Here is a 22,269-nt window from a genome sequence, read left to right as displayed (position 1 = left end):
GCCCGGGACACAACGGGAAACAAGGGGGCGAACCATGAACGACACGACCGTGACGCTCGTCGGCAACGTGGCGACGGCGGTGGAGTACCGGGACACGGCGGCGGGCGGGGTGGCCAGGTTCCGCTTCGCGGTGACCGCGCGCCGCTGGGACCGCGAGCAGGGCACCTGGTCCGACGGGCCCACCAGCTTCTACACGGTCTCGGCCTGGCGCTCGCTCGGCGCCAACCTCGCCGCCTCCGTTTCGGTCGGCGAACCGCTGGTGGTCCACGGTCGGCTGAAGGTGCGTGAGGACGAGCGCGACGGTCAGCGCAAGACCTTCGTGGACGTCGTGGCGCTCGCCGTGGGCCACGATCTGAGCCGCGGGACCGCGGCCTTCCGCCGCGCGGCCCGACCGGACCCCGAACTCCGCGCCGACGGGGGGCCTCAGCCGCTGGTCGGGACGGCTCAGGGGGCACCGCCGGGACCGGAGCAGGACCCGTGGACAGTGGCTGCGGACGAGGCGACGACGCGCCTGGTAACCGCCTCCTGACCATGTGTCGTGGGGATTTGTCGACCAACTCGTTTGGTGGATAACGATTCCGAGACGGAATGGTTATCTGACCGTATGGCCGGGCACCGGGGGGTTCCGCATCCCTAGGATTCCCGGGTACTCATGTGGCACGTGAGCCCATCGAGTCTGTGAGTCTGCTGGCGTGCGCTCCCCCCACGTGAATCGACCAAAGTTCGCGGAGCTGCCGCCCGGAGGGGAATCCAATGTTTTCAGTTCGTGGGCGGGGCACTGTTCGCCGCCTTGCCGCTGCCACCCTGGTCTCGGGCCTCGTCGCCACCGGCGCGATAGCCGTCGCGGGACCGGCTGCGGCCGATGAGGTTCCGGGTGCGAGCGGTGGCGCCACCGCCACGCTCGGCCAGCTGAAGATCGCCGACACGGTGAAGGTCGTCGAGAAGGTCGACGGCGAGGACAAGGTCCGCGAGTACGGCGCCGGTCTCTTCGAGATGAAGGTCGACAACGGCGGCAAGCTGCAGACCTACTGCATCGACTTCCGCACCGGCGCGCGCGAAGGCAAGCAGTACAAGGAGGTCGGCTGGGGCGAGTCGTCCCTCCACAACAACCCCGACGCGGGCAAGATCCTCTGGATCCTGGAGAACTCCTACCCGAACGTCTCGATCGCCGGGCTCGCCGAGAAGGCCAAGGTCGAGGGGCTGACCGAGGAGACCGCCGCCGCCGCCACGCAGGCCGCGATCTGGCACTTCTCCGACAAGGTCGACGCCACCCCGAAGGACGAGCACGGCAAGGAGCTGACCGAGTACCTGCTCGAGAAGGCCACCCAGGTCGAGGAGCCCAAGGCCTCCCTCAGCCTCTCCCCGTCCTCGTTCGCGGGCAAGGCCGGTGACCGTCTCGGCCCGTTCAAGGTCGGCACCAACGCCTCCGAGGCCGTCCTCTCGATGGTTCCGGGCGCCCCCGCCGGTGTCGGCGTCGTCGACAAGGACGGCAAGGCCGTCACCAAGGCCAAGGACGGCGACGAGATCTACGTCGACGTTCCGGCCGGCACCGCCGACGGCACCGCCGACGTCAAGGCCGAGGCCACCACGAAGGTCCCGCTCGGCCGCGCCTTCGTCAGCGTCAAGGGCAAGAGCCAGACGATGATCCTGGCCGGCTCCAGCGACTCCACCGTCACCGCGACGGCCACCACGTCCTGGGCCAAGAAGGGTGCCGTTCCGGCCGTCACGGTCGCCAAGGACTGCGCCAAGGGCGGCCTGGAGATCATCGCCTCCAACGCGGGCGACGAGGCCTGGACCTTCGACCTGAAGGGCACCTCGTACACGGTCGCCCCCGGTGAGAAGAAGACCATCACGGTCCCGCTCGCCGAGGACGAGGCGTACAAGTTCACGATCACCGGCCCGAACAAGTTCTCGGAGACCTTCGAGGGCATCCTGGACTGCAAGACGGCCACCCCCGGCCCGCAGCCCTCCGAGACCCCCTCCACCTCCCCCTCGGTCGAGCCCTCCCCGTCCACCCCGGGCGCCACGGGTGACACCACCACCGGCACCACCACCGGCGGCGGCGACCTCGCCGAGACCGGCAGCTCCAACGCCACCCCGATGATCGCCGGCATCGCCGCCGCGCTCGTCGTGATCGGCGGCGGCGCGGTGTTCTTCCTCCGCAAGAAGAAGACCGCCGGCCAGTAATTCCCGGCCACGGGTGCCGGGCCCCGCGCCCGGCACCCCCACGGGGTGATCCACGTCACACGTGACCGCCCCGTACCCCCGCCCGACCCCGGACCGCACCCGCGCCCGGGGTCGTCGCACGTCACACCCCGTTTTCCACCCCTCACGCCCCCCTCCGGGCCCCCGCTCCACCCGAACCGGTTTCCGCCGGAGGGTGGCGGTCAGGCAAGATGGGGTGTATCTGCCCACTCACTCCTAGCCGGACGGTTTCTCTTGGCTGAGTACATCTACACGATGCGCAAGACGCGCAAGGCGCACGGCGACAAGGTCATCCTCGATGACGTGACGCTGAGCTTCCTGCCGGGTGCGAAGATCGGTGTGGTCGGCCCGAACGGTGCCGGTAAGTCCACCGTTCTGAAGATCATGGCGGGCCTGGAGCAGCCGTCGAACGGTGACGCGTTCCTGTCGCCCGGGTTCTCCGTCGGCATCCTGATGCAGGAGCCGAAGCTCGACGAGACGAAGACCGTCCTGGAGAACGTCCAGATGGGCGCCGCCGAGATCATGGGGAAGCTGAAGCGCTTCAACGAGGTCGCGGAGCTCATGGCGACCGACTACTCGGACGCGCTCATGGACGAGATGGGCAAGCTCCAGGAGGACCTGGACCACGCCAACGCCTGGGACCTCGACACCCAGCTGGAGCAGGCCATGGACGCCCTGGGCTGCCCGCCCGGCGACTGGCCGGTCAACAACCTCTCCGGTGGCGAGAAGCGCCGTGTCGCGCTCTGCGCGCTCCTCCTGGAGGCCCCCGACCTGCTGCTCCTCGACGAGCCCACCAACCACCTCGACGCCGAGTCGGTGAACTGGCTGGAGCAGCACCTCGCGCAGTACAAGGGCACCGTCGTGGCCATCACCCACGACCGGTACTTCCTCGACAACGTCGCCGAGTGGATCCTGGAGCTCGACCGCGGTCGCGCCCACCCCTACGAGGGCAACTACTCCACCTACCTCACCAAGAAGTCCGAGCGACTCAAGGTCGAGGGCCAGAAGGACGCCAAGCGTGCGAAGCGCCTGAAGGAAGAGCTGGAGTGGGTGCGGTCGAACGCCAAGGGGCGTCAGGCCAAGTCCAAGGCGCGTCTGGCGCGCTACGAGGAGATGGCGGCCGAGGCCGACAAGATGCGGAAGCTGGACTTCGAGGAGATCCAGATCCCGCCGGGCCCGCGCCTGGGCTCCATCGTCGTCGAGGTCGAGAACCTCTCGAAGGCCTTCGGCGACAAGGTCCTCATCGACGACCTGTCCTTCACCCTGCCGCGCAACGGCATCGTCGGCGTCATCGGCCCGAACGGCGCCGGCAAGACCACGCTCTTCAAGATGCTCCAGGGTCTGGAGACCCCGGACTCCGGCTCCGTCAAGGTCGGCGAGACCGTCAAGATCTCGTACGTCGACCAGAGCCGCGCCAACATCGACCCGAAGAAGACGCTGTGGGCCGTCGTCTCCGACGAGCTCGACTACATCAACGTCGGCCACGTCGAGATGCCCTCCCGCGCGTACGTCTCCGCGTTCGGCTTCAAGGGCCCGGACCAGCAGAAGCCGGCCGGCGTGCTCTCCGGCGGTGAGCGCAACCGCCTGAACCTCGCGCTCACCCTCAAGCAGGGCGGCAACCTGCTGCTCCTCGACGAGCCGACCAACGACCTCGACGTCGAGACCCTGTCCTCGCTCGAGAACGCGCTCCTGGAGTTCCCGGGTGCGGCCGTGGTCATCTCCCACGACCGCTGGTTCCTGGACCGGGTCGCCACGCACATCCTCGCGTACGAGGGCGAGTCGAAGTGGTTCTGGTTCGAGGGCAACTTCGAGTCGTACGAGAAGAACAAGATCGAGCGCCTCGGTGCGGACGCGGCCCGTCCGCACCGCGCCACGTACAAGAAGCTGACCCGAGGCTGAGGTCCGTGACGAGGCACATCTACAGCTGTCCCCTGCGCTGGTCGGACATGGACGCCTTCGGGCACGTCAACAACGTCGTCTTCCTGCGGTACCTGGAAGAGGCGCGGATCGACTTCATGTTCCGGCTGGCTCCGGGGGACGGTTCCCCCTCGTTCTCCGGCGGGTCCGTCGTGGCCCGGCACGAGATCGACTACGTGCGGCCGCTGGTCCACCGGCACGAGCCGGTGACCATCGAGTCGTGGGTCACGAAGATAGGCGCGGCGTCGCTGACGATCGCCTACGAGATCAAGGACCCGGACGTGACCTACGTCCGCGCGTCCACGATCGTCGTGCCCTTCGACCTGGAGGCGCAGCGCCCGCGGCGGATCACCGCCGAGGAGCGGAGCTTCCTGGAGGAGTTCGTGGACGACGGGATGTCCGCCGCCGCATGACCGTCCTCGCACCGCTCCACTTCGCCGACGCCAGGGAGGCGGCGGCCCTCGCCGCCTTCCTGACCCGGCTGGTCCACTACGACCGGGCCGCCGCCGTCCGCCTCCAGGCGGGCGGCGGGGCGCTGGCCGTCTTCGGGCGTCCGGCGTCCTTCGAGGTGCTGGCGATCCGCACGGCCCGCCTCGTCGACGCCGTGGACCTCGACGTCACCGTCTCCGCCGGCGAGCTCCTCGAAGGCATCGAGGAGTCGGCCGGCAAGGCGGTCGTCCCGGACTCGGTGACCGGACCGCCCTGGGCGGGCGTCCTGCCGCCGCGCTCGGGCTGGCGGCCCGTCGAAGGCCTGCCGGGCGCCGCCGAGATGCGGGGTGCGGTCGCCGCCGCGGTCGCCGAATTCCGCGCCCGCGACGAGGAGTTGCCCGAGGAGCGCCGAACCAGGGCGGAGCGCGACCGGATCGGTCACGACATCTGGTCCCGCACCCTCGGCGCCACCGGACTGCCCCTGCGCGCCGTGCACGCCGCCCAGTCGCTCGGCTTCCTGCCCCCGGTGGAGCAGGAGGGCGCCGTCGCGCTCCTCGCCTCCGGCCCGTGGCTTCGGCTGCGTACCCCGTACGGCTCGATCGCGCTGCGCACCGCGCCGATGTCGCTGACGGTGGCCCCCCGGTGATCGACGTACGGGTCGACGGACCCCTCACCGGGGACGAGCTCAACACGCTCTTCCACGCCGCGTGGCCCGGGCACCGGGACACCGACTTCGGTCCCGTCCTCGCCCGCAGCATGCTCCGGGTCACCGCCCGTCGCGCAGGGCAGCTCGTCGGGTACGTGAACGTCGTCGGCGACGGAGGCGTGCACGCCTTCCTGCTCGACACCACTGTCCACCCCGACGCGCGCCGGCAGGGCCTCGGCGTCGCCCTCGTACGGGCCGCCGCCGCGGCCGCCCGGGAGCGCGGCGCGCACTGGCTGCACGTGGACTACGAGCCCCACCTGGCCGTGTTCCACGAGCGGTGCGGCTTCCGGCCCACCGCCGCCGGGCTCATGGACCTGACGGGCTGATTCCGCCTGACGGGCTGACTTCGCCTGACGGCCTGAGGTCCTGACTTCGCCTGACTCCGTCCGACGGCCTGACTCCGTCCGACGCCCGAGGCGGCTGAAGCCCAGGGCGCCCGAGAGTCCGCGCCGGTCACTCCTCTCCGCGCCCCTCACGGGAGATCGCGACCACCGACAGCACCGCCGACAGCGCGAGCAGGGACGCGGGGACGACGGGGGAGCCGTGGGCCTTGTTCCGGCGTTCCAGGACGGGGTCCATGCGGTGGGCGGGGTCGTAGGCGATGCGGACCGCGGTGCCGGAGGAGCCGATGCGTTCCTCGGCCGAGAACTCGGTGGGGTAGCCGCCGGCGCAGTCCAGGGTGTGGTGGTAGAGGGTCTTGGCTTCGGGTGCGCCCTCGCCGAAGGTCGGGTGGTGGGTCACCTCGACCTCGCCCACCACCACGCAGTCGGTGACCGCGCCGCGTACGGCGGAGTCCCGGGCCTCCACCCAGACCGCCGTGAGGCCCGCGAGCACGAGGACGGCGGCGGCGATGCTGCCGCCCTCGCGGAAGAGCGCGTTGTGCGCCAGGAGCGCGGCCGCGGTGAGCACGAGGCCGCCCGCCACCCCCAGCGCGGTGGGCAGCCCGTGCGGGCTGCGCAGGCTCCGGTCCGCCCACGTCCACAGGAGCGTTCCGGCGAGCGCGGGCACGAGCAGCGCCCCGGCGTACGGCACGGCCTTCCCCATGGGTCCCCCCCCCGGGAGTGACGTCGACCGGTCCCCGTCGGGAGTGGCGTCGACTGCGGTCAGGTCCGTGGGCGGGGACGCCGGTTCGGGGGTACGCGGTTGCGCGGCCGCTTGAACTCCGGTCCCAGGATCCCCCGGATCCCCCGGATCCCCCGGATCCCCCGGATCCCCCGGATCCCCAGGAGGCCCAGGAGGCCCAGGGATCGGGGCCCGCCTCAGTGCTCCGCGTCGTCCGGCCAGACCCCGATGTGGTCCTGTTCGAGTTCGAGGGCGACCCGGTGCTCCATGCCCAGGGCCTGGGTGTACTCGGCGGGGAGCTGGAGGCGGCCGGCGCGGTCGAGCATGGCGTACTCGCGTGCGACGAGGGACTCCTGGCCGAGCTCGTCGACCTCGGTGCGGCGGAGCACCTCGGAGGAGGTGCGGCCGTCGCGGATGGCGACGGTGCGGCGGACCTCGGAGGCGACGGCCTGGTCGTGGGTGACGATGACGATCGTCGTGCCGAGCTCCTCGTTGGCGCGGCGGAAGGCCGCGAAGACCTGCTCGCCGGTGGCGGAGTCCAGCTCGCCCGTCGGCTCGTCGGCGAGGAGCACGGCCGGGTTGTTGGCCAGGGCGACCGCGATGGCCACCCGCTGCTGCTGTCCGCCGGAGAGCTGGTGCGGCCGCCGGTCGCGGATCTCGGAGATGCCGAGCATGGCGAGCAGTTCCTCGGCGCGCTCGGCCTTCTGCTTGGAGCGGCCCCGCAACTGCATGGGAAGGGCGACGTTCTGGGCGGCCGTCAGGTAGGGGAGGAGGTTGCGGGCGGTCTGCTGCCAGACGAAGCCGACGACCTCCCGGCGGTAGCGGAGGCGCGCCTTGCCGTCCATGGCGAGCAGGTCGCAGCCGGCGACGCGGGCCGCGCCGGCGGTCGGTACGTCCAGGCCCGCGAGGATGTTCATCAGGGTCGACTTGCCGGAGCCGGAGGCGCCGACCAGGGCCATCAACTCGCCTTCCTTCACGAGGAGGTCGAGTCCCTGGAGCGCCTGCACCTCGACGCCGTCCGTGGTGAAGATCCGGACGAGGCGGTCGCAGGCGATGAGGGCGTCGTGGCCGTACGAGGGCCGGTCGCGCCGCGCCGTGGCCCGCCGCTCCAGCTCTTCGAGGGTGGTGTCCGAACCGGTGTCGGTCAGCGTCGTCCCACCCGGGGTCCCGGTCTTGGTCATCGTGCGTCTCCTGCCCTGAGTTCCTTGATCGAGCCCCTGCGCCCCGCCCACCAGGCCTGTCCCGCCGCCGCCAGCCCCGTGAGGACGACGACGGCGAGGGCGGGCAGCACCAGCGACCACGGGTCCGCCCGCAGCGGGGCGCTGTCCAGTCGGGCGAATCCCGGCGCCGTCGCGAGCGCCAGTCGGAACAGGTCGATGCCCGGGGCGAGCAGCGGAACCGTCGCCCAACCGACCAGGGTGCCGCCGAGTGCCGCGAGGACCGCCTGCGGCAGTGCTTCGAGGCCGAGCAGCCGCCGGCCCTGCTTGCGGGTGAGGCCCATCGTCCGGAGGCGGGCGAGGAGCTTGGTCCGTTCCGGCGCGCTCTGCATGAGGGAGAGCAGGACGGCGACCATCGCGTAGCCGGCGCCCGCGCCGATCGCGCCCAGGTAGATGCCCTCGGCGCCCGACTGGAGCGGCGAGTCCACGTAGGTGGCCCGCTCCTCGCTCCGCATCGTCACCAGGAAGTCGCCGGACGCGGACCCGGACTCGGACGCGGACTTCGCCCCGGGCGCGGACCCCGACCCGGACCCCGTCGCGGACCCCGACGCGTCCGCGACGGCGGCGCGCAGCGCGGCGCCGTTCGGCGAGCCGGTGACGAGCAGCGTCGTGGGGATCCGGCGGGTGAGGTCGGCGGCGTTGACGAGGAGGAAGTCGGCGCCGGAGACGGCCGGGGTCGTCGACCGGACGGCGACCACCTTCACCCGGAACGTGCCGGCCGCCGCCACGATCTCCAGGGACTCCTTGCCGAGCCGCTCGGCGACCGACGGCGAGGCGACGGCGGGCAGCACCCGGCCGGTGTCCCCGACGGCGTCCGGGCCGCCCCGCCCGGTCGACGCGAGCAGCGCGGCCGGGAAGGGGCCGAAGCCGGTCCGGTCGGCGAGCCGGGTGTACGAGCCGGGCTCGACGCCGACGAGCTGGGCGCTCATCTGCTGGGCGGAGGTGCCTTCGACGGACGGCACCGTCACCCCGTACTCGACCTGCACCGGGGCCAGGTCCCGTACCCCGGCGGTCCGGCGCACCCGGTCGGTGAGCCCGGCCGGCAGCGGCGTCCACTCGACCGAGCCGTCGATGCGGGCGTCCGCGCCGGTCGCCAGGAGAGCGGCCCGGTCGCGGGCGTCGGCGACACCGGCGAGGACGGAGCCGCCGAAGGCCGCCGTGGTCAGCGCGAGGACCAGTGCGAGGAGCGGGAGCGTGCCCGTCGACGAGGAGCGTCCGGCGCGGGCCAGGGCCAGCGGTCCGACGGCCCCGCGCAGCCGGCGGGCCGGGCGGGCGGCCCACCGCAGCGGCAGCGGGTAGATCCGTACGAGCAGCATGGCCGCGATCAGGCCGACGAGCACCGGCGCGGCGCTCACCAGGTGGTCCCCGGAGTCGGCGGTGCCGCGCAGCCGCAGCGAGGCGACGGCGCCGACGGTCAGCACGAGCACGGTGAGTTCGAGGACCGTGCGGCGGCGCGAGGGGCGGGCGGTGAGCAGGTCGTCGCGCCCGCCGTGCAGTCGCGGGGTCCGGTGGACGAAGGCCGCCCGCAGGGGCAGGACCAGCATCGCGATGAGGGCGACGGCCGTGGCGGCGAGGAGGGAGGGCGCGAGCGGGATCCCGCCGGACCCGCCGTCCGGGCCGGGCACCGTCGCCACCGCGAGGCCGAGGGCGAGGGCCGCGGCCGGTACGGCGACCGCCGAGGTCTCGCCGAGCAGCCGCAGGCCGATGCCGGTGAGCGAGGCTCCGCGGGAGCGGATCAGTGCCAGTTCGCTGTCGCGGCGGGCGACGAAGAGGCCGCCGGTCATGGCGAGGACGACCGCGGCGACGGCGCCGATGCCGAAGACGGCGACGGCCACGACCGGGTCGATCGCGTCGCGCATCGAGCGGAACGAGTCGACGATGGCGTCGAGGTCGGTGCCGAGGGCGCCGGTGGGCCCGATGACCCGGCGGATCTTCACCAGGTCGGGGCCGCTGCCGACGGAGTCGAGCGCGGCGGTGAGCCGGTCGGTGTCGCGGGCGGTGAGGTGGTCGGCCGTCGGCATGAACCGGAAGAAGACCTCCGGGTCGCCGAGGGTGCCGAGCAGGGCGGGCGCCGACTCGGGGGAGACCAGCAGCGCGCCCTGCCAGTAGTACTTCACCTCGTCGCTGACGATCGGGGCGAGCGCGGGCGTGCGCAGCAGCGGCTCGACGGACCAGTACGCGGTCTCGGGGCCGCGCGGCTCCACGATTCCGGTGACGGTCACGGCGACCGGCACCGCGCTGACCCGGCCCGGCACGTGCACGACCGAACCGGGCTTCAGGTGCAGGGACTCGGCGGTCTTCGCCGTCACCACGGCCTCGGGGCGGCGCGCCGTGCCGGCGGCGGGCCGGCCCTGCTTCAGCGTCGCGTGGCCGGCCAGCTCGGACGGGGAGGAGAGGACGAACTCGGGGGGGATCCCGTCGGGCCGCGGCAGCCACGGGTCGAGGGCCTTGACCCGGGTGACGGTGCGGACGCCGTGGACGGTCTGCCGCGGGTCGGTGCGCAGGGTCGGGGGGAGCAGGGTGAGGACGTCGTCGCGCTGCCGCTGGAGCGCGTCGGGGGCCAGGTCCTTCTCGCGATCGGCCTGCTTGCGCTCCAGGCCGGGTGCCTCGGCGGTCAGTTCGAGGACGCTGTTGCGGGGCGCGGCGGCCCGGATGTCGTGGCGCAGGCCGTCCGTCTCGTAGGCGTCCACGGCGCGCGGCAGCACCGCCGCGAGGTAGGCGGTGACGAGCACGAGCAGGGCGAGGGACACGGCGGCCCAGGGCGCGGTCCGCAGCCGGGTCCGCACCCAGGGCGCCACGGCGCGGGCGGGCTTGTCGGACCGGGACGGGGACATGTCGGGTGCCTTCCTGCGTGCGGCGGGGGTCTCGGGCGCTCCGGTGGGAGGTCCGGGGTTCTCGGCGGGCTGCCCGCCGGTCACGTCGTCGTCCGCGGCGGGCATCAGTGGTCCCCCTGGTGGCGCAGGGTCACGACGGGGTCGGTGCGGCGCAGGGCGATGGCGGCGACGATGGCCAGCGGGAGGGCGGCGACGCCGGCGAGGAGCAGGGCCACCTGGCCGAGGGGCAGTTCGACGAGGACCCCGGGGACGGGGCGGGCGGCCTGGCCGGTGAGGACGACGAGCGGGACGACGGCCCGGGCGAGGACGGTGCCGAGCCCGATGCCGACGAGCAGGCCGATGCCGATGAGGATGCCCTGTTCGGCGGCGATGAGCCGGGCGAGCCGGCGGCGCGGGGTGCCGAGCGCCTGCAGCACGCCGAACTCGGCGGACCGTTCCCGCATCGCGCCGGCCGAGCCGACGGCGAAGCCGACCGCGGCGAGCGCGGCGGCGGCGGCCGCGACCGCCATCAGGGCGGCGTTGGGGCCGGCGCCGAGCGGGTCGCCGAGGAGGTCGGTGGCGGCCTCGTCGCGGACCAGGACCTGGGCGGGGTCCGCGTTGGGGCGGGCGCGCAGGGCCGCGGCGACGTCGTCCGCGCGGCCGGGGGCGACGGTGAGCCACCACTCGGTGGGCGGCAGGGTCGCGTTCTGCTCGGCGTCGCCGGCGAGGTAGCGGTTGGCCGACGCCAGGTCGACGAGGATCGCGCCGCCGTCCTCGGGGGTGGCGATGGGCGAGGTCGCGGACACGGTCCGGGCGCCGGGGCCGGTGGTCGGGAGCTCCTTGACCACGCGGGTGACGGAGACCTCGATCTGCCGGCCGTCGACGGAGACCTCGATCGGGTCGCCGGTCTTGGCGCCGGTCGCCGCCATGAAGGCCTCGGTGGCCACGGCGGGCAGGTGGTCGGGGGCCGGGGGCATGGGCGCGAGCAGCCGCAGGGTGTACTCCTCCGACTCCCAGTGCGAGTCGTCGGGGATCCCGCCGGTGACGACGAAGGGGACGGAGTACGGCGCCGGGCCGCCGCCGGGTCCGGTGGGCCCGGCGGAGCCGACCGCGGGGCCGCTGCCTCCCGGGTCGCCGTACTCGGTCTGCTCGAAGACGGCCTTCCAGGAGGCCAGGACCCGCGCCGGGTCGTGCTGCTGCTCGGTGCCGTCCGCGCGGACGGTGCCGAAGCGCTCGACGCGGAGGGTCTGCGTGTGGGACGCGCCCTCGGCGATCGGGCCGTCGGCCTCCAGGCCGGTGAGGGTGAGCAGGCCGCCGGAGCCGCGGCTCGCGTCGGCGCCGGGGCCGGCGGTCAGGGCACCGAGGTCGACGGTGAGCCGGTGGGTGCGGCCGTCGGACGGCAGCGTCCCCATCAGCTGCGTGTACGGGATGCCGTTCGGGTCCTCCAGGACGGCCGTGACCTTGCTCTCGGGCGTGCCGGCCGGCGCGAGCGTGCGCACGTCGGCGGAGAGGGTGCGGGTGCCGGCGGGCAGCTTGAGGCCGGGCCGGTCGGCGCCCTTCGGCACGAGCGGGGCGAGGAGGGCGGGGGCGGTGGCGCCGGTGAGGTCGGGGCGGAGCAGCATGCCGGTGGAGGCGTTGCGGGCGTCCATGGCCAGGACGGTCGCGGTCTTCCCGGCGACGTCCGTGTCGGCGCGGTACACCGGGGCCACGGCCGTCACGCCCGGCACGGTGGCCAGCCGCTCGGTCTCCGTCGGTTCGCCGGGCCCGGCGCTGAGGACGCGGACGGCCGCCCCGGTGCGGAAGTCGGCCTGGTCGCGCTGCGAGCGCTCCCACGAGCCGCTCTGCCCGATGGCCAGCATGCCCATCGCCACGGCGAGGACGAGGAGGAGGACGGGGCCGGCGCCGCGCAGCGGCCGTCGGCTGAACTGCCAGCCGGCGAGGGCGGCGGAGAGGCCGCGGCCGCCCGCCGCGCGCCGCTCGGCCAGCTTGGCGGCGGGCGGCAGCAGGCGCAGGGTCAGGACGGTGCCGGCGAGCAGGGCGAGCGAGGGCGCGGCGACGAGCACCGGGTCGATGGAGCCGCCGCCGTCCTCGTCCGCGCCGAGGGTGCCGCCCGCGGCGGCGGGCCGCTGCAACTGCCAGTAGGCGACGGCCGCGACGGCGAGGAGGGCGACGTCGGCGCCGGCCCGCACGGGAGCGGGCAGCGACGCCGAGCGGGCCTTGCGCAGCGAGACGCCGGAGCCGTCGCCGGCGGCGAGCGCGGGCGCGACGACGGCCGCCGCGCAGAGCAGGGCCACGGCGGCGGCGACCAGCCACACCTGGAGCGAGGGGGTCGTGTCGAGCCGGACGCCGAGCGAGGAGAGCGCGGACCGGTCGGCGAAGAGCCGGGTCAGCGGTCCGGACAGGAGCGGTGCGGCGACGGCCGCCGGCAGCGCGAGCAGCAGCGCCTCGGCGCCGGCGAGCCCGGCGATCCGGCGCCGCGAACCGCCGCGGGCCCGCAGCAGCGCCGTCTCGCCGGAGCGCTCGGTGCTGAGCAGCCGGGCGACGAGCAGCAGGGCGTAGGTGGCGAGCAGCACCAGCTGTACGGCGACGATCAGCAGGGTGGAGCGGGAGACGAGCAGTGCGCGCTGGGTCTGCTCCAGGGAGGTCGGCAGCGCGGTGGTCGCGGAGATCGTCGTCCCGAACGCGTCGGTGTTCTCGGCGAGGGCCTTCGGGCCGGCGGTCGCCGAGGCCCGCAGGGCGTCGATCCGGTCGGTGGTGAAGCCGGTGAAGTCGGCGGAGCCGAGCCAGGACGTGGTGCCGGCGCTCAGTACCCCGGCGCCGAGCACGGCCGGGTCGACGAGCAGCGGCCCGTACGTCGTGAACGCGACGGTCCGTACGCCGCGCCCGCCGGCCGGGTCGAGCTGCCAGTACAGGTCGGCGGTGTCGACGGGCCGGTAGACGCCGGTGATCCGGGTCTTCACCGGTCGCTTCTCGTCGAGCCGGTCACCGAGGTCGAGGACGGTGCCGGGCTCCACCCGCAGCCGTCGGGCGGCCTCTTCGGGCAGCGCCGTCTCGACCACGCCCGCGGTCCGGGTCGCCGAGGGCCAGGCGCCCTTGACGAGCGTCAGCCGCGAGCGGTCGAGGGCGGCGAAGTGCGTCAGGTCGGGGTCGCCCTTGCGGGCCGCGGCGGGCTGGAGGTTCCGCGGCAGCGCGTACGGTCCCGAGCGCTCCAGGCGCCGTACGGTGACCGGCAGTCCGTCGAAGGTGCGCCGCACGCCGTCGGTCACGGCGGCCTCGGCGCTCGCCCGTTTCGCCTCGGTCACCTGGCCGGTGACGAGCAGCGACGCGGCCGCCGCCGACCGGCCCCGCAGGCCGGCCTGGAGCGCCGCGTCACCGATGGCACCGGAGAACGCCGCGAGCGTGGCCAGCACCGAGGTGGTCAGGAGCACCGCGAGGAGTGCGGCGGACAGCAGCAGCCGGTGCGCCCTGACGCGCAGAAATACGAACCCCGTCACCCGTCCCCCTGGCCACCCTGATCACGGCACGCACGTCGAACACTCGCCGAACGCCCCCGGAACTTCTCTCGGATGCTTTCAGAGTGCACGGGCTGCTGGAAACCGCTTGCAGACCGACCTTGATGCGATTGTGACCGTTATTTGGGGCACACTCTCCGGAATGTGTCCGTCCATGCCCGGTCGGGGCGTGAGCCGGGCCGCCGCGGCGACGGGGGCGGGGTGAGGGAGCGTCAGTCCGCGGTGTTCACCATCGACGCGGCGGCGTAGGTCAGGTAGTTCCAGAGCTCCGCCTCGTGGGCGGGGGAGAGGCCGAGCGCGTCCACGGCGTCGCGCATGTGGCGGAGCCAGGCGTCGTGGGCGGCGCGGTCGACGGTGAACGGGGCGTGGCGCATCCGGAGGCGGGGGTGGCCGCGGTGGTCGCTGTAGGTACGGGGGCCGCCCCAGTACTGGATCAGGAAGAGGGCGAGCCGCTCCTCGGCGGGGCCGAGGTCCTCCTCGGGGTACATCGGGCGCAGCAGCGGGTCCCCGGCGACGCCCTCGTAGAAGCGGTGGACCAGACGGCGGAAGGTCTCCTCGCCGCCGACCTGCTCGTAGAAGGTCTGCTCCTGCACTGTTTCCCCGGGAATCTCGTTCACCGTTCCATCGTCTCAGATGACCCGGCCTAGGACCGGAGGTCCAGGACCGCCCCCGGGAGCGCTCGCCGGGCCTCTCCCGCGGCGGCAGAGTGGAGGCATGGGTGAGCCGTGGGACGAGTTCGCCGGGGCCGGTGCGCGGGCGCGGCGGGCGCTCGTGCGCGAGGTGGAGGCGGCGGGAGAGCTGGCCGATCCGGCCTGGCGGGCCGCCTTCGGCGAGGTCCCGCGCCATCTCTTCGTCCCGTACTACTACGTCGCGGGGTCGGGCGGCTACGAGCGGCTCTGGTCCGGCGACCCCGACGCCGGGCGCCGGGAGCGCTGGCTGCGCGGGGCGTACGGGGACACGGCGATCGCCACCCGGGTCCGGGACGGCGAGCTGGTCTCCTCGGCCAGCCAGCCGTCGCTGATGGCGCTGATGCTCCGGGCCCTGGACGTACGCGACGGGGACGACGTCCTGGAGATCGGCGCCGGCACCGGCTACCACGCCGCCCTGCTCTGCCACCGGCTCGGCGACGCGCACGTCACCACGGTCGACCTGGACGAGGAGATCGCCGAGTCCGCCAGGACCCACCTGGCCGCCGCCGGGTACCGGCCGGCCGTCGTGACCGCCGACGGCGCCCGCGGCTGCCCGGAGCACGCCCCCTACGACCGGATCGTCGCGACCTGCGCGGTGCCCTCGGTGCCGTACCCCTGGCTCGCGCAGGGCCGGCCGGACGCCCTGGTCCTCGCCCCGCTCTCCACCGGCCTCGTCCTGCTGCGGGTGCGCGACGCCACGCACGCCGAGGGCCGGTTCCTGGCGACCTCGGCGTACTTCGTGGCGCTCCGGGGCGTCGCCGCCCGCGTCCCGCGCCGCGGACCGGCCGGGGACGAGGGCTTCCGCTTCCTCTGGGGGCTGGCCGGGGAGGCCCTGGACAGGCGCGAAGCGCTCTCGCTCTGGCTGCGCGAGCGGCGGCCGGAGCGGGAGCGCTTCGGGGTGACGGTCAGCGGCGACCGGCAGTGGGCCTGGCTGGACGACCCCGCGGGACCGTACGCCTGGCCCCTGCCCGAGGCCTGAGGCCGGGGCTATCCCAGCCGGATCGTGATCGTCGTCCAGGCGCCGACGTGCACGCGGTCGCCGTCCTGGAGCTGGACCGGGACGTACGGCTGGATCGGTTCCTCGCCGCCGTTGATCGTGGTGCCGTTGGTGGAGTTCTGGTCCACCACCGCCCACGAGCCGTCCGGCTGCTGCACGAGCACGGCGTGCTGGTGCGAGACGCCCGGGTCCTCCGGCGGCACCGACAGGTCGATGTCGGGGGACTCGCCGGTGGAGTGCCGGCGGCGGCCGATGGAGACCTGGTTGCCCTGGAGCGGCAGGTGCTTGTCCGGCGAGTACGCGGGCAGGTTGAGGCCCGAGGCCTCGGGCCCGCTGCGGTGCATCATCGCCATGAAGTACTCGCGGTCGGGGCCGATGACCGCGGTCCAGGTCAGCGGCTGCCGCGGCGGCTGGAACTGCTGCGGAGGCCCCTGGGGCGCCTGGTGCGGCGGCGGTCCCTGGTGCGGAGGAGGCCCCTGGTGCTGCGGGGGCTGCGGAGGCTGCTGCACCGGCGGCTGCTGGTGCTGCGGAGCCGGCGGCTGCGGGGCGTGCGGCTGCGACGGCGGGGACAGGACCCAGTCGTCGTCGGCACGCGGCTGCGGCGGTGCGGGGGGCGCCGGGGCCTGGAGGTACGCGGGCGGGGCCGGCGGCTGCTGCGTCCCCGGCTGCTGCACCGGAGGCTGCTGCACCGGCGGGCGCTGCGGAGGCGCCTGGTGGTGCGTGGGCTCGGCGCCCAGCGGCTCGGCCGGCCGGTTCACCTGCGAGGGCCGCGACCCCTGGTAGCCGAACGGGTCGGGCTGCGGCGCCGGCGGCTGCTGGTGATGCGGCGGCGGGGGCGGCGGGGACTGGAAGCCCGGCGGCAGGTTGAGGCCGGGCGGCGGCCCGGGCTGCTGCGCCGGCGGGTTGTGCGGGGCCAGCGGCGTGTACGAGGTCGCCGTGTTCGTGAGGAAGTTCCAGCGGCACTCCTCGCAGAACGGCGCCATGTGCTCGCGCGGCGTACGGCACTGCGGGCAGAGCTCCGCCTGGGCCGTCGCGTTCGGGTCGCCCCCGTGGCCGAAGCCGCCGGGAGCCGGAGGTGTCGGGGGAGCCGAGGGGGCGCCGTGGCCGAAGCCGTCGAAGCTGCCGGGAGCACCGTGCGCACCAGGGCCGTCGAAGCCGCCGGGAGCACCGTGCGCACCGGGGCCGTCGAAGCCGCCCGGCGCGCCCGGCGGCGGGCCCGGCGGGGCCTGGCCGGGGCCGGGGTATCCGTACGCGGGGGGCGGCGGCGGGGGAGGCGGCGGTACGGCACCCGCAGGCGCGCCCGCCCCGGCCATGCGGTGGCCGCAGACCTCGCACCAGTCGTCGGAGACCGACTGGTGTCCGTTCGGGCAGGTCGGCATGTCGGTGCTTCCCCCTCTCGTCGTCCGGCCCGGTGGCCGGGCTACCTCTTGACGCGAACGGTCTTGGTGGAGCGGGTCTCGAGTGTCATCTCGTCCGCTTCCGCGACCTTCGCCTTCAAACGCACAGTACCGGTCGCCGCGTCGACGACGTCGACCACCTTCGAAAGGAGTTTCGCCGTATCCGCGTTGCCGGAGGCCGCCGCGAGCTGCACGGCGCGGCCCAGTTTGGCCGTCGCACCGTCGTGATCGCCCGATTTGCGCGCATCGAGCCCCTGTTGGATGACATCCGCGAGCTCCGCCTGGCCGGTGTAGTGCGCGACCTGGGGGTTGATCGACGTCGACATCGCGAGGTCGTCCGTCCACACCGCCCGTACCAGCCCTTGAGACAGCGGCCGCGGGTCGCCGCCCGCCGGGTCCGGGGCGATCAGCGAGACGCGGGCGGCGAGCATCTCCTGGCCCACCGCGGCCCGCGGGACCCGCACGCTCACGTGGTAGTCGCGGGACTCGTCACCCCACGAACCCGTCGGGTAGTCCCCGGCGCGCGGGCCGGCCTCGGTGCGCCGCCCGGTGAGGTCCTCGACCGACGGCGCCACCTGCTTCACGAACGCGATCTCGACCCCGACCGGGGTCCACAGGCGGAGCACGACGTCCGCCACGCCCTTGCCCATCGCGGTCTCCATCATCGACGTGAAGTCGGCGGAGAGGCCGGCCGGGTCGGCGACGATGTCGGCGGTGCCGAGGAGCGCGGACGCGATGCCGGTGACCTCCTTGACCTCCCAGTCGGTGCCGACCCCGCGCGCGTCGCAGGTGAACCGGCCCGCGCAGGCGTCCAGGGCGGCCCGCAGCTCCTCCGGCGTCTCGTGCTCGTTGCGGCCGTCGGTGAGCAGGATGCCGTGCCGGATGGTCAGGTCGGCGGAGGAGAGGAGCCGGTCCGCGAGGCGCAGCCAGGTGCCGATCGCCGTGCCGCCGCCGGCGGAGAGGCGGCGCAGCGCCTCCTTGGCCTCGGCGCGGGTCCGGGCGTCGGCGACGGCGAGGCCGCCGTTGCCGGGGTAGACCTCCTTCGCCACGTGCGTGCCGGCGACGACGGCGAAGGAGGTGCCGTCGCGCAGGGTGTCGACGGCGGCGGCGGTCGCCTCGCGCGCGCCGCGCATCTTGGTGGCGGGGTAGTCCATCGAGCCGGAGCAGTCGACCATGATCACGACACCGGCCGAGCCGCCCCCGAAGCCCCCGAGGCCGCCGTGCCCCGCGCCGCCGGTGCCGCCCCCGGTCGAGGTGACCGTGACGATCGCGCTGACGTCCCGGCCGCCTTCCGGCAGGAACTCGTTCTGGTAGACGTCCACCGAGAAGTGGGGCACGGTCGACTTGGAGAAGTTGGCCATCTGTTCGGGCTCCTCGGGCAACAGCGGTGAAGGGACGGAGGACCGGCGACCGCTCAGGCGGACCCCGCCCCGTGCGGAGTGACGGTGAACGGCACGAGGGCGACCGTGATGTTGTCGTGGCCGCCGCCGTCCAGGGCGTGCCCGACCAGGACCTGGGCGCCGTGCAGCGGGCGCTCCGCCGCGTCCGCGGGGACGACCCTGGCCATGTCCTCGGGTCCTTCCGCGTAGTTCCACAGGCCGTCGGTGCAGACCACCACCACGCCGGAGTGGTCCGGCTTGAACGAGGCGGTGTGCGGCTCCAGTTCGTACGAGTCGGCGCCGAGCCAGCCGGTGATCGCGTGGGCGCGCTCGTCCGCGTACGCCTCGGCCTCGTTCATCAGGCCCGCCGCGACCATCTGGGCGGCCCACGAGTCGTCCTCGGTCAGCCGGACGGACTGGGTGCCCCGGTCGTCCGGCACCCAGTAGGCGCGGCTGTCGCCGACCCAGCCCACGACGAGCAGGCCGTCGGCGACGATCGAGCCGACGATGGTGCACGCCGGGGCGTTCCGGTGGCGGTGCGGGTCGTGCTCCGAGCCGTCCTGACCCGGCTCCTCCGCGAGGGAGTTGACGGCCTCGGCGGCCGCCACGATCGCCTCGTGCATGGCCTGCTGCGGGTGGGTGCCCCGGGGCAGCGCGGCGAGCAGCGAGGCGTCGGCCGCGGCCGCGGCGGCGGCGGAGGCGTCGTCGGGGCGGGTCGCCGAGGAGACGCCGTCGCAGACGATCGCGAGGAGGGCGGGGGAGCCGTCGGGGAGGGTGGTCGCCGAGACCGCGAACGCGTCCTCGTTGCGGTGGTGGCGCAGTCCCCGGTCGCTGACGGCGGCGGCGGGGCCGGCCTCCCGCTCCATGTGGTCCCGCTCGCGCGGCTGCGCGTGCCCGCAGTTCTCGCAGTAGCCGTCGGTGTCCACCCGGCCGGCCCGGCAGGCCACGCAGAGCGCCGCCGCCGGGGCCGTCGCCGGGGCGGCCGCGGCCGGTGCCTGGGCGGGGGCGGCGGGCGGATCGGTCCGCACGGCCGTACGGGGATCGGGAGCGGCCAGTTCGAAGTCGCCGCCCGTTCCGGTCCCGGACGCGGTCGCGGAGGCCGGCGCCGCGGGGGCCGGCGCCGGGCCGTCCGTGCGGACCTCGATCGTGGGCAGGTCCCGGCCGCCGGAGTCGGTGCCGGGGAGGTCGCCCGGGTGCTGGGTCATCGTCGAGAGCGAACCGGGGTCCCGGGGCGGGGCGTCCGGCCAGGTGACGGGGGTGACGATCGCCACGGTCGGGCGGTCCGGCTCGGCCTCGGCGGCCGGCAGGGCCGAGAGGTCGTAGCCGCACGCCCCGCAGAACCGGTCACCCGAATCCAGTGGCTCCGCGCAGCCCGGGCAGGCGGCGAGTCCGTGCGACGGCTTCGGCTTCTGGGACATCCTCACACCCACGTCCGGGGACGGAAGCGGTTGGCCCGCTCCACCAGTTCGATCCTCTCGTCGCCCTGCTGGGCGAGCCGGGCAAGCACCCGGTACGAGCGTTCGAGGCCGAAGCGCAGTCCGCGCTCGTCCAGTTCACTTCCGAGCAGCAGCGCGCCGCCGCCCGGTGCCGCACCGGGACTCCCGGAGAGTACCCAGTCGAGGGCCGTTCCGAGGACCTCCGTCGACAACTGCTCGCGGCGCACCGCGTCCAGACCGAAGCCCTGGAGCGCGGAGACCTGCGTGGCGGCCGCCGTCAGATCGGTGCCGAGCGGCTCGTGCGCGGGGCGCCGCCGCAGCCGCGCCCGCACGGCCGCCACCCGGGCCGCCGTGTAGTGGATGGACGCCTCGGGCACGGACTCCAGGGCCTGTACGGCCCCGGTGCGGTCGCCCGCCGCGAGCCGTACGCGGGCGAGTCCGAAGGCCGCGCTCACGAAGCTCGGGTCGGTGGTCCACACCAGGTGGTAGTACTCGGCGGCGTTGTCCAACTGGCCGAGCACCTCGGCGCAGACGCCGAGGGCCAGCTTCGGCGCGGGCTCGCCGGGGAAGGCGTCGTACACCGCGTCGAAGGCGAGGGCCGCCTGCTCGTGGTCGCCGGTCACCAGGGAGGTGACCCCCCGGTACCAGACGACCCGCCAGTCGTCCGGGTCCCGCTCCTCCAGGCCCGCGAGGGTCCCGGCGGCGGACCGCAGGTCGCCCAGCTCCAGCTCGGCCCGCAGGGTGCGCAGCCGCAGCTCGACGGAGGGCGCGGGCGCGGCCTGGAGCGCCGCGAGCAGTTCGCCGGGCGCGGCGGCGGCGAGGCCGGCGAGGAATCCGGCGTTGGGGTCGCCCGGGTCGACGCGCGGCACGGGCAGCGCGAGCGCGGTGGCGGGCGTGTCGACGGGGGCGAGCAGTCCGGCGAGCGCCGCACCGGCGGGCAGCCCGGCGGCGGTCGGGGTCCCGGGGGCGCCGGCGGTCCCGCCCCGGCGTCCGCGGCCGCGGCGGGCACCGAGCAGCGAGACGTCCTCGGCGAGTTCGGCGAAGAGCGCGGTGTCGGTGACCCGCACCTCCGTGCCGAACAGGGTCGAGAGGGCCGGGCGGGGGCGTCCGGACTGGAGTGACACCACTTCGCGCAGGACGCCCGTCAGCTGCTCGGCCATCTCCTGCGCGGAGGCGAACCGGCGGGCCGGGTCGGGGTCGGTGGCGCGGACCAGGAAGCGGTAGAACGACTCGTAGGTCCGGAAGACCGCGATGTGCTCCGGGTCGGGCAGGGAGTCCACGAACACGTTCGTGTAGCCCTGGAAGTCGAAGGTCATCACCGCGAGGGTGCGCGCCACCGTGTACAGGTCGCTCGCCACGGACGGGCCGACCTCGGCCACCTCGGGCGCCTGGTAGCCGACGGTGCCGTAGATCGCGGACTCGTCGTCGTCCATCCGCCGGACCGCGCCCATGTCGATGAGCTTCAGCTGGTCCTCGGTCTGGATGGCGTTGTCGACCTTGAAGTCGCAGTACAGCAGGTTCCGGCTGTGCAGGTGTCCGAGCGCCTCCAGGGCCTCGATCCCGTACGCGCAGGCCTGCTCGACGGGCAGCGGGTCGCGGCGGCCGTCCGGGGTGCGCCGGTCGTTGGCGATCTCCTTGAGGGACTTGCCGCCGACGTACTCCATGACGATGTAGCCGTCCAGGGAGCCGGTGCGCTGGTCGAGGTGCTCGACGAAGTTGTAGATGCGGACGATGTTGGAGTGCTCGATCTCGGCGAGGAAGCGGCGCTCGGAGATCGCCGCCGCCATGGCGTCCTGGTCGCCGGTGTCGAGCAGGCCCTTGAGGACGACCCACCGGTCGGAGACCGCCCGGTCGACGGCGAGGTAGATCCAGCCGAGGCCGCCGTGCGCGAGGCAGCCCACGACCTCGTACTGGCCGTGGACGATGTCCCCGGCGCGGAGCTTGGGCACGAAGGAGTACGGGTGGCCGCACTTGGTGCAGAAGCCCTCCGTGCGGCCCGGCCGGTCGCCCCGCGAGCGGCCCACCGGGGCCCCGCAGTCGGAGCGGGAGCAGAAACGCTTCCGCTCGGGAACCTCGGCGTTCTCCATCACCGCGGCCCGCGGATCGGGCCGCGGCACCTCCGGAATGGCCACCAGACCCGCACCCAGCCGGTTCCTGGCGGACTGGCCGGTCGACGAACCCGAGCTGCGCACCGAGACCGAGCGGGCCGTGGACGCGCCGGAGAGCGCGCGCGACAGCCGGCCGGAGACCGACCGGCGGGAGGTCGAGGAGCGCGACGAGGCCCGCGACGAGGCGCGCGAACTGCTCCGCGAGGAGCCCGAGTCCGACCCCCCGACACCGCCGGTCCCCTTCCCGGGCACGGCCATCCCGGTCGGCGTCGAGCCGATCAGCCCTCCGGGCGCGACGACCGGGGCGAGCCCGCACGTGTCGCAGTACAGCTCGCCGCCTCCCATGTCCTCGTACGATCCCTCGCACGAAGGACGCTGACAGCTCCCCACGCCCGTCTCCCC

Annotated in this window: 16 protein-coding genes; 7 read left to right on the top strand and 9 right to left on the bottom strand. The window is 74.3% G+C overall.

The window, feature by feature from the left end; all coding sequences use genetic code 11:
* Nucleotides 1-34 precede the first annotated feature (34 nt).
* From ACFCY7_RS10300 to ACFCY7_RS10275, 6 genes are all read left to right on the top strand, one after another.
* On the top strand, nt 35-529 hold the full coding sequence (locus ACFCY7_RS10300) for a single-stranded DNA-binding protein (protein WP_376483134.1): 495 nt from the start codon (nt 35-37) through the stop codon (nt 527-529).
* 224 nt (nt 530-753) lie between these two features.
* Complete coding sequence (locus tag ACFCY7_RS10295) at nt 754-2,187, top strand: Cys-Gln thioester bond-forming surface protein (RefSeq protein WP_376483133.1); 1,434 nt, start codon at nt 754-756, stop codon at nt 2,185-2,187.
* Between the two features lie 252 nt (nt 2,188-2,439).
* Nucleotides 2,440-4,104, top strand: coding sequence for an energy-dependent translational throttle protein EttA (gene ettA, locus ACFCY7_RS10290; RefSeq protein ID WP_376483132.1), 1,665 nt, complete (start codon nt 2,440-2,442; stop codon nt 4,102-4,104).
* 5 nt (nt 4,105-4,109) lie between these two features.
* Complete coding sequence (locus ACFCY7_RS10285) at nt 4,110-4,535, top strand: acyl-CoA thioesterase (RefSeq protein WP_367828056.1); 426 nt, start codon at nt 4,110-4,112, stop codon at nt 4,533-4,535.
* Nucleotides 4,532-5,197, top strand: coding sequence for a hypothetical protein (locus ACFCY7_RS10280; RefSeq protein ID WP_376483130.1), 666 nt, complete (start codon nt 4,532-4,534; stop codon nt 5,195-5,197). Before ACFCY7_RS10285 ends, ACFCY7_RS10280 begins: the two co-directional genes overlap by 4 nt.
* Entirely contained in the window at nt 5,194-5,583 is a 390-nt protein-coding gene (locus ACFCY7_RS10275; RefSeq protein WP_376483128.1) for a GNAT family N-acetyltransferase, read from the top strand. The genes ACFCY7_RS10280 and ACFCY7_RS10275 overlap by 4 nt, the downstream gene beginning before the upstream one ends.
* 127 nt (nt 5,584-5,710) lie before the next feature.
* Here ACFCY7_RS10275 and ACFCY7_RS10270 read toward each other — a convergent pair whose 3' ends face one another.
* The 5 genes from ACFCY7_RS10270 to ACFCY7_RS10250 form a co-directional block, all read right to left on the bottom strand.
* Nucleotides 5,711-6,301, bottom strand: a complete 591-nt coding sequence (locus ACFCY7_RS10270) for a hypothetical protein (RefSeq protein ID WP_376483126.1) — start codon at nt 6,299-6,301, stop codon at nt 5,711-5,713.
* Nucleotides 6,302-6,516: 215 nt separating this feature from the next.
* Nucleotides 6,517-7,500, bottom strand: coding sequence for an ABC transporter ATP-binding protein (locus ACFCY7_RS10265; protein ID WP_376483124.1), 984 nt, complete (start codon nt 7,498-7,500; stop codon nt 6,517-6,519).
* On the bottom strand, nt 7,497-10,475 hold the full coding sequence (locus ACFCY7_RS10260) for an FtsX-like permease family protein (RefSeq protein ID WP_376483123.1): 2,979 nt from the start codon (nt 10,473-10,475) through the stop codon (nt 7,497-7,499). Before ACFCY7_RS10260 ends, ACFCY7_RS10265 begins: the two co-directional genes overlap by 4 nt.
* Nucleotides 10,475-13,843 (bottom strand): FtsX-like permease family protein, encoded by a 3,369-nt coding sequence (locus ACFCY7_RS10255; protein WP_376483121.1) that lies wholly within the window; start codon nt 13,841-13,843, stop codon nt 10,475-10,477. The genes ACFCY7_RS10260 and ACFCY7_RS10255 overlap by 1 nt, the downstream gene beginning before the upstream one ends.
* Nucleotides 13,844-14,073: 230 nt before the next feature.
* Nucleotides 14,074-14,478: a globin gene (locus ACFCY7_RS10250; protein ID WP_376483119.1), complete on the bottom strand. Its 405-nt coding sequence runs from the start codon at nt 14,476-14,478 to the stop codon at nt 14,074-14,076.
* Between the two features lie 97 nt (nt 14,479-14,575).
* Between ACFCY7_RS10250 and ACFCY7_RS10245 the strand changes: the two genes are divergently transcribed.
* Nucleotides 14,576-15,529 (top strand): methyltransferase domain-containing protein, encoded by a 954-nt coding sequence (locus tag ACFCY7_RS10245; protein WP_376483117.1) that lies wholly within the window; start codon nt 14,576-14,578, stop codon nt 15,527-15,529.
* Nucleotides 15,530-15,537: 8 nt separating this feature from the next.
* Here ACFCY7_RS10245 and ACFCY7_RS10240 read toward each other — a convergent pair whose 3' ends face one another.
* Genes ACFCY7_RS10240 through ACFCY7_RS10225 form a run of 4 tightly spaced genes read right to left on the bottom strand, consistent with a single transcriptional unit; the run spans nt 15,538 to nt 22,212 of the window.
* Nucleotides 15,538-16,926: an FHA domain-containing protein gene (locus ACFCY7_RS10240; RefSeq protein WP_376483115.1), complete on the bottom strand. Its 1,389-nt coding sequence runs from the start codon at nt 16,924-16,926 to the stop codon at nt 15,538-15,540.
* Nucleotides 16,927-16,967: 41 nt separating this feature from the next.
* Complete coding sequence (locus ACFCY7_RS10235) at nt 16,968-18,305, bottom strand: VWA domain-containing protein (RefSeq protein WP_376483113.1); 1,338 nt, start codon at nt 18,303-18,305, stop codon at nt 16,968-16,970.
* Between the two features lie 53 nt (nt 18,306-18,358).
* Nucleotides 18,359-19,741 carry a PP2C family serine/threonine-protein phosphatase gene (locus tag ACFCY7_RS10230; RefSeq protein ID WP_376483112.1) on the bottom strand — a complete coding sequence of 461 codons (1,383 nt, stop codon included), beginning with the start codon at nt 19,739-19,741 and terminating at the stop codon, nt 18,359-18,361.
* A 2-nt stretch (nt 19,742-19,743) separates the two neighbouring features.
* Complete coding sequence (locus ACFCY7_RS10225; protein ID WP_376483111.1) at nt 19,744-22,212, bottom strand: tetratricopeptide repeat protein; 2,469 nt, start codon at nt 22,210-22,212, stop codon at nt 19,744-19,746.
* Between the last annotated feature and the right edge of the window lie 57 nt (nt 22,213-22,269).

Origin of the sequence: Streptomyces sp. NPDC056361 (genome assembly GCF_042262805.1) — a bacterium.
GTDB lineage: Bacteria > Actinomycetota > Actinomycetes > Streptomycetales > Streptomycetaceae > Streptomyces.
This window is presented reverse-complemented; position numbering and strand designations above follow the sequence as displayed.

Coding starts and splice junctions, on each gene's coding strand:
- ACFCY7_RS10300 (WP_376483134.1), top strand. CDS start 35: ATGAACGACACGACCGTGACGCTCGTCGGCAACGTGGCGACGGCGGTG.
- ACFCY7_RS10295 (WP_376483133.1), top strand. CDS start 754: ATGTTTTCAGTTCGTGGGCGGGGCACTGTTCGCCGCCTTGCCGCTGCC.
- ACFCY7_RS10280 (WP_376483130.1), top strand. CDS start 4,532: ATGACCGTCCTCGCACCGCTCCACTTCGCCGACGCCAGGGAGGCGGCG.
- ACFCY7_RS10270 (WP_376483126.1), bottom strand. CDS start 6,301: ATGGGGAAGGCCGTGCCGTACGCCGGGGCGCTGCTCGTGCCCGCGCTC.
- ACFCY7_RS10265 (WP_376483124.1), bottom strand. CDS start 7,500: ATGACCAAGACCGGGACCCCGGGTGGGACGACGCTGACCGACACCGGT.
- ACFCY7_RS10260 (WP_376483123.1), bottom strand. CDS start 10,475: ATGCCCGCCGCGGACGACGACGTGACCGGCGGGCAGCCCGCCGAGAAC.
- ACFCY7_RS10245 (WP_376483117.1), top strand. CDS start 14,576: ATGGGTGAGCCGTGGGACGAGTTCGCCGGGGCCGGTGCGCGGGCGCGG.
- ACFCY7_RS10240 (WP_376483115.1), bottom strand. CDS start 16,926: ATGCCGACCTGCCCGAACGGACACCAGTCGGTCTCCGACGACTGGTGC.
- ACFCY7_RS10235 (WP_376483113.1), bottom strand. CDS start 18,305: ATGGCCAACTTCTCCAAGTCGACCGTGCCCCACTTCTCGGTGGACGTC.
- ACFCY7_RS10230 (WP_376483112.1), bottom strand. CDS start 19,741: ATGTCCCAGAAGCCGAAGCCGTCGCACGGACTCGCCGCCTGCCCGGGC.
- ACFCY7_RS10225 (WP_376483111.1), bottom strand. CDS start 22,212: ATGGGAGGCGGCGAGCTGTACTGCGACACGTGCGGGCTCGCCCCGGTC.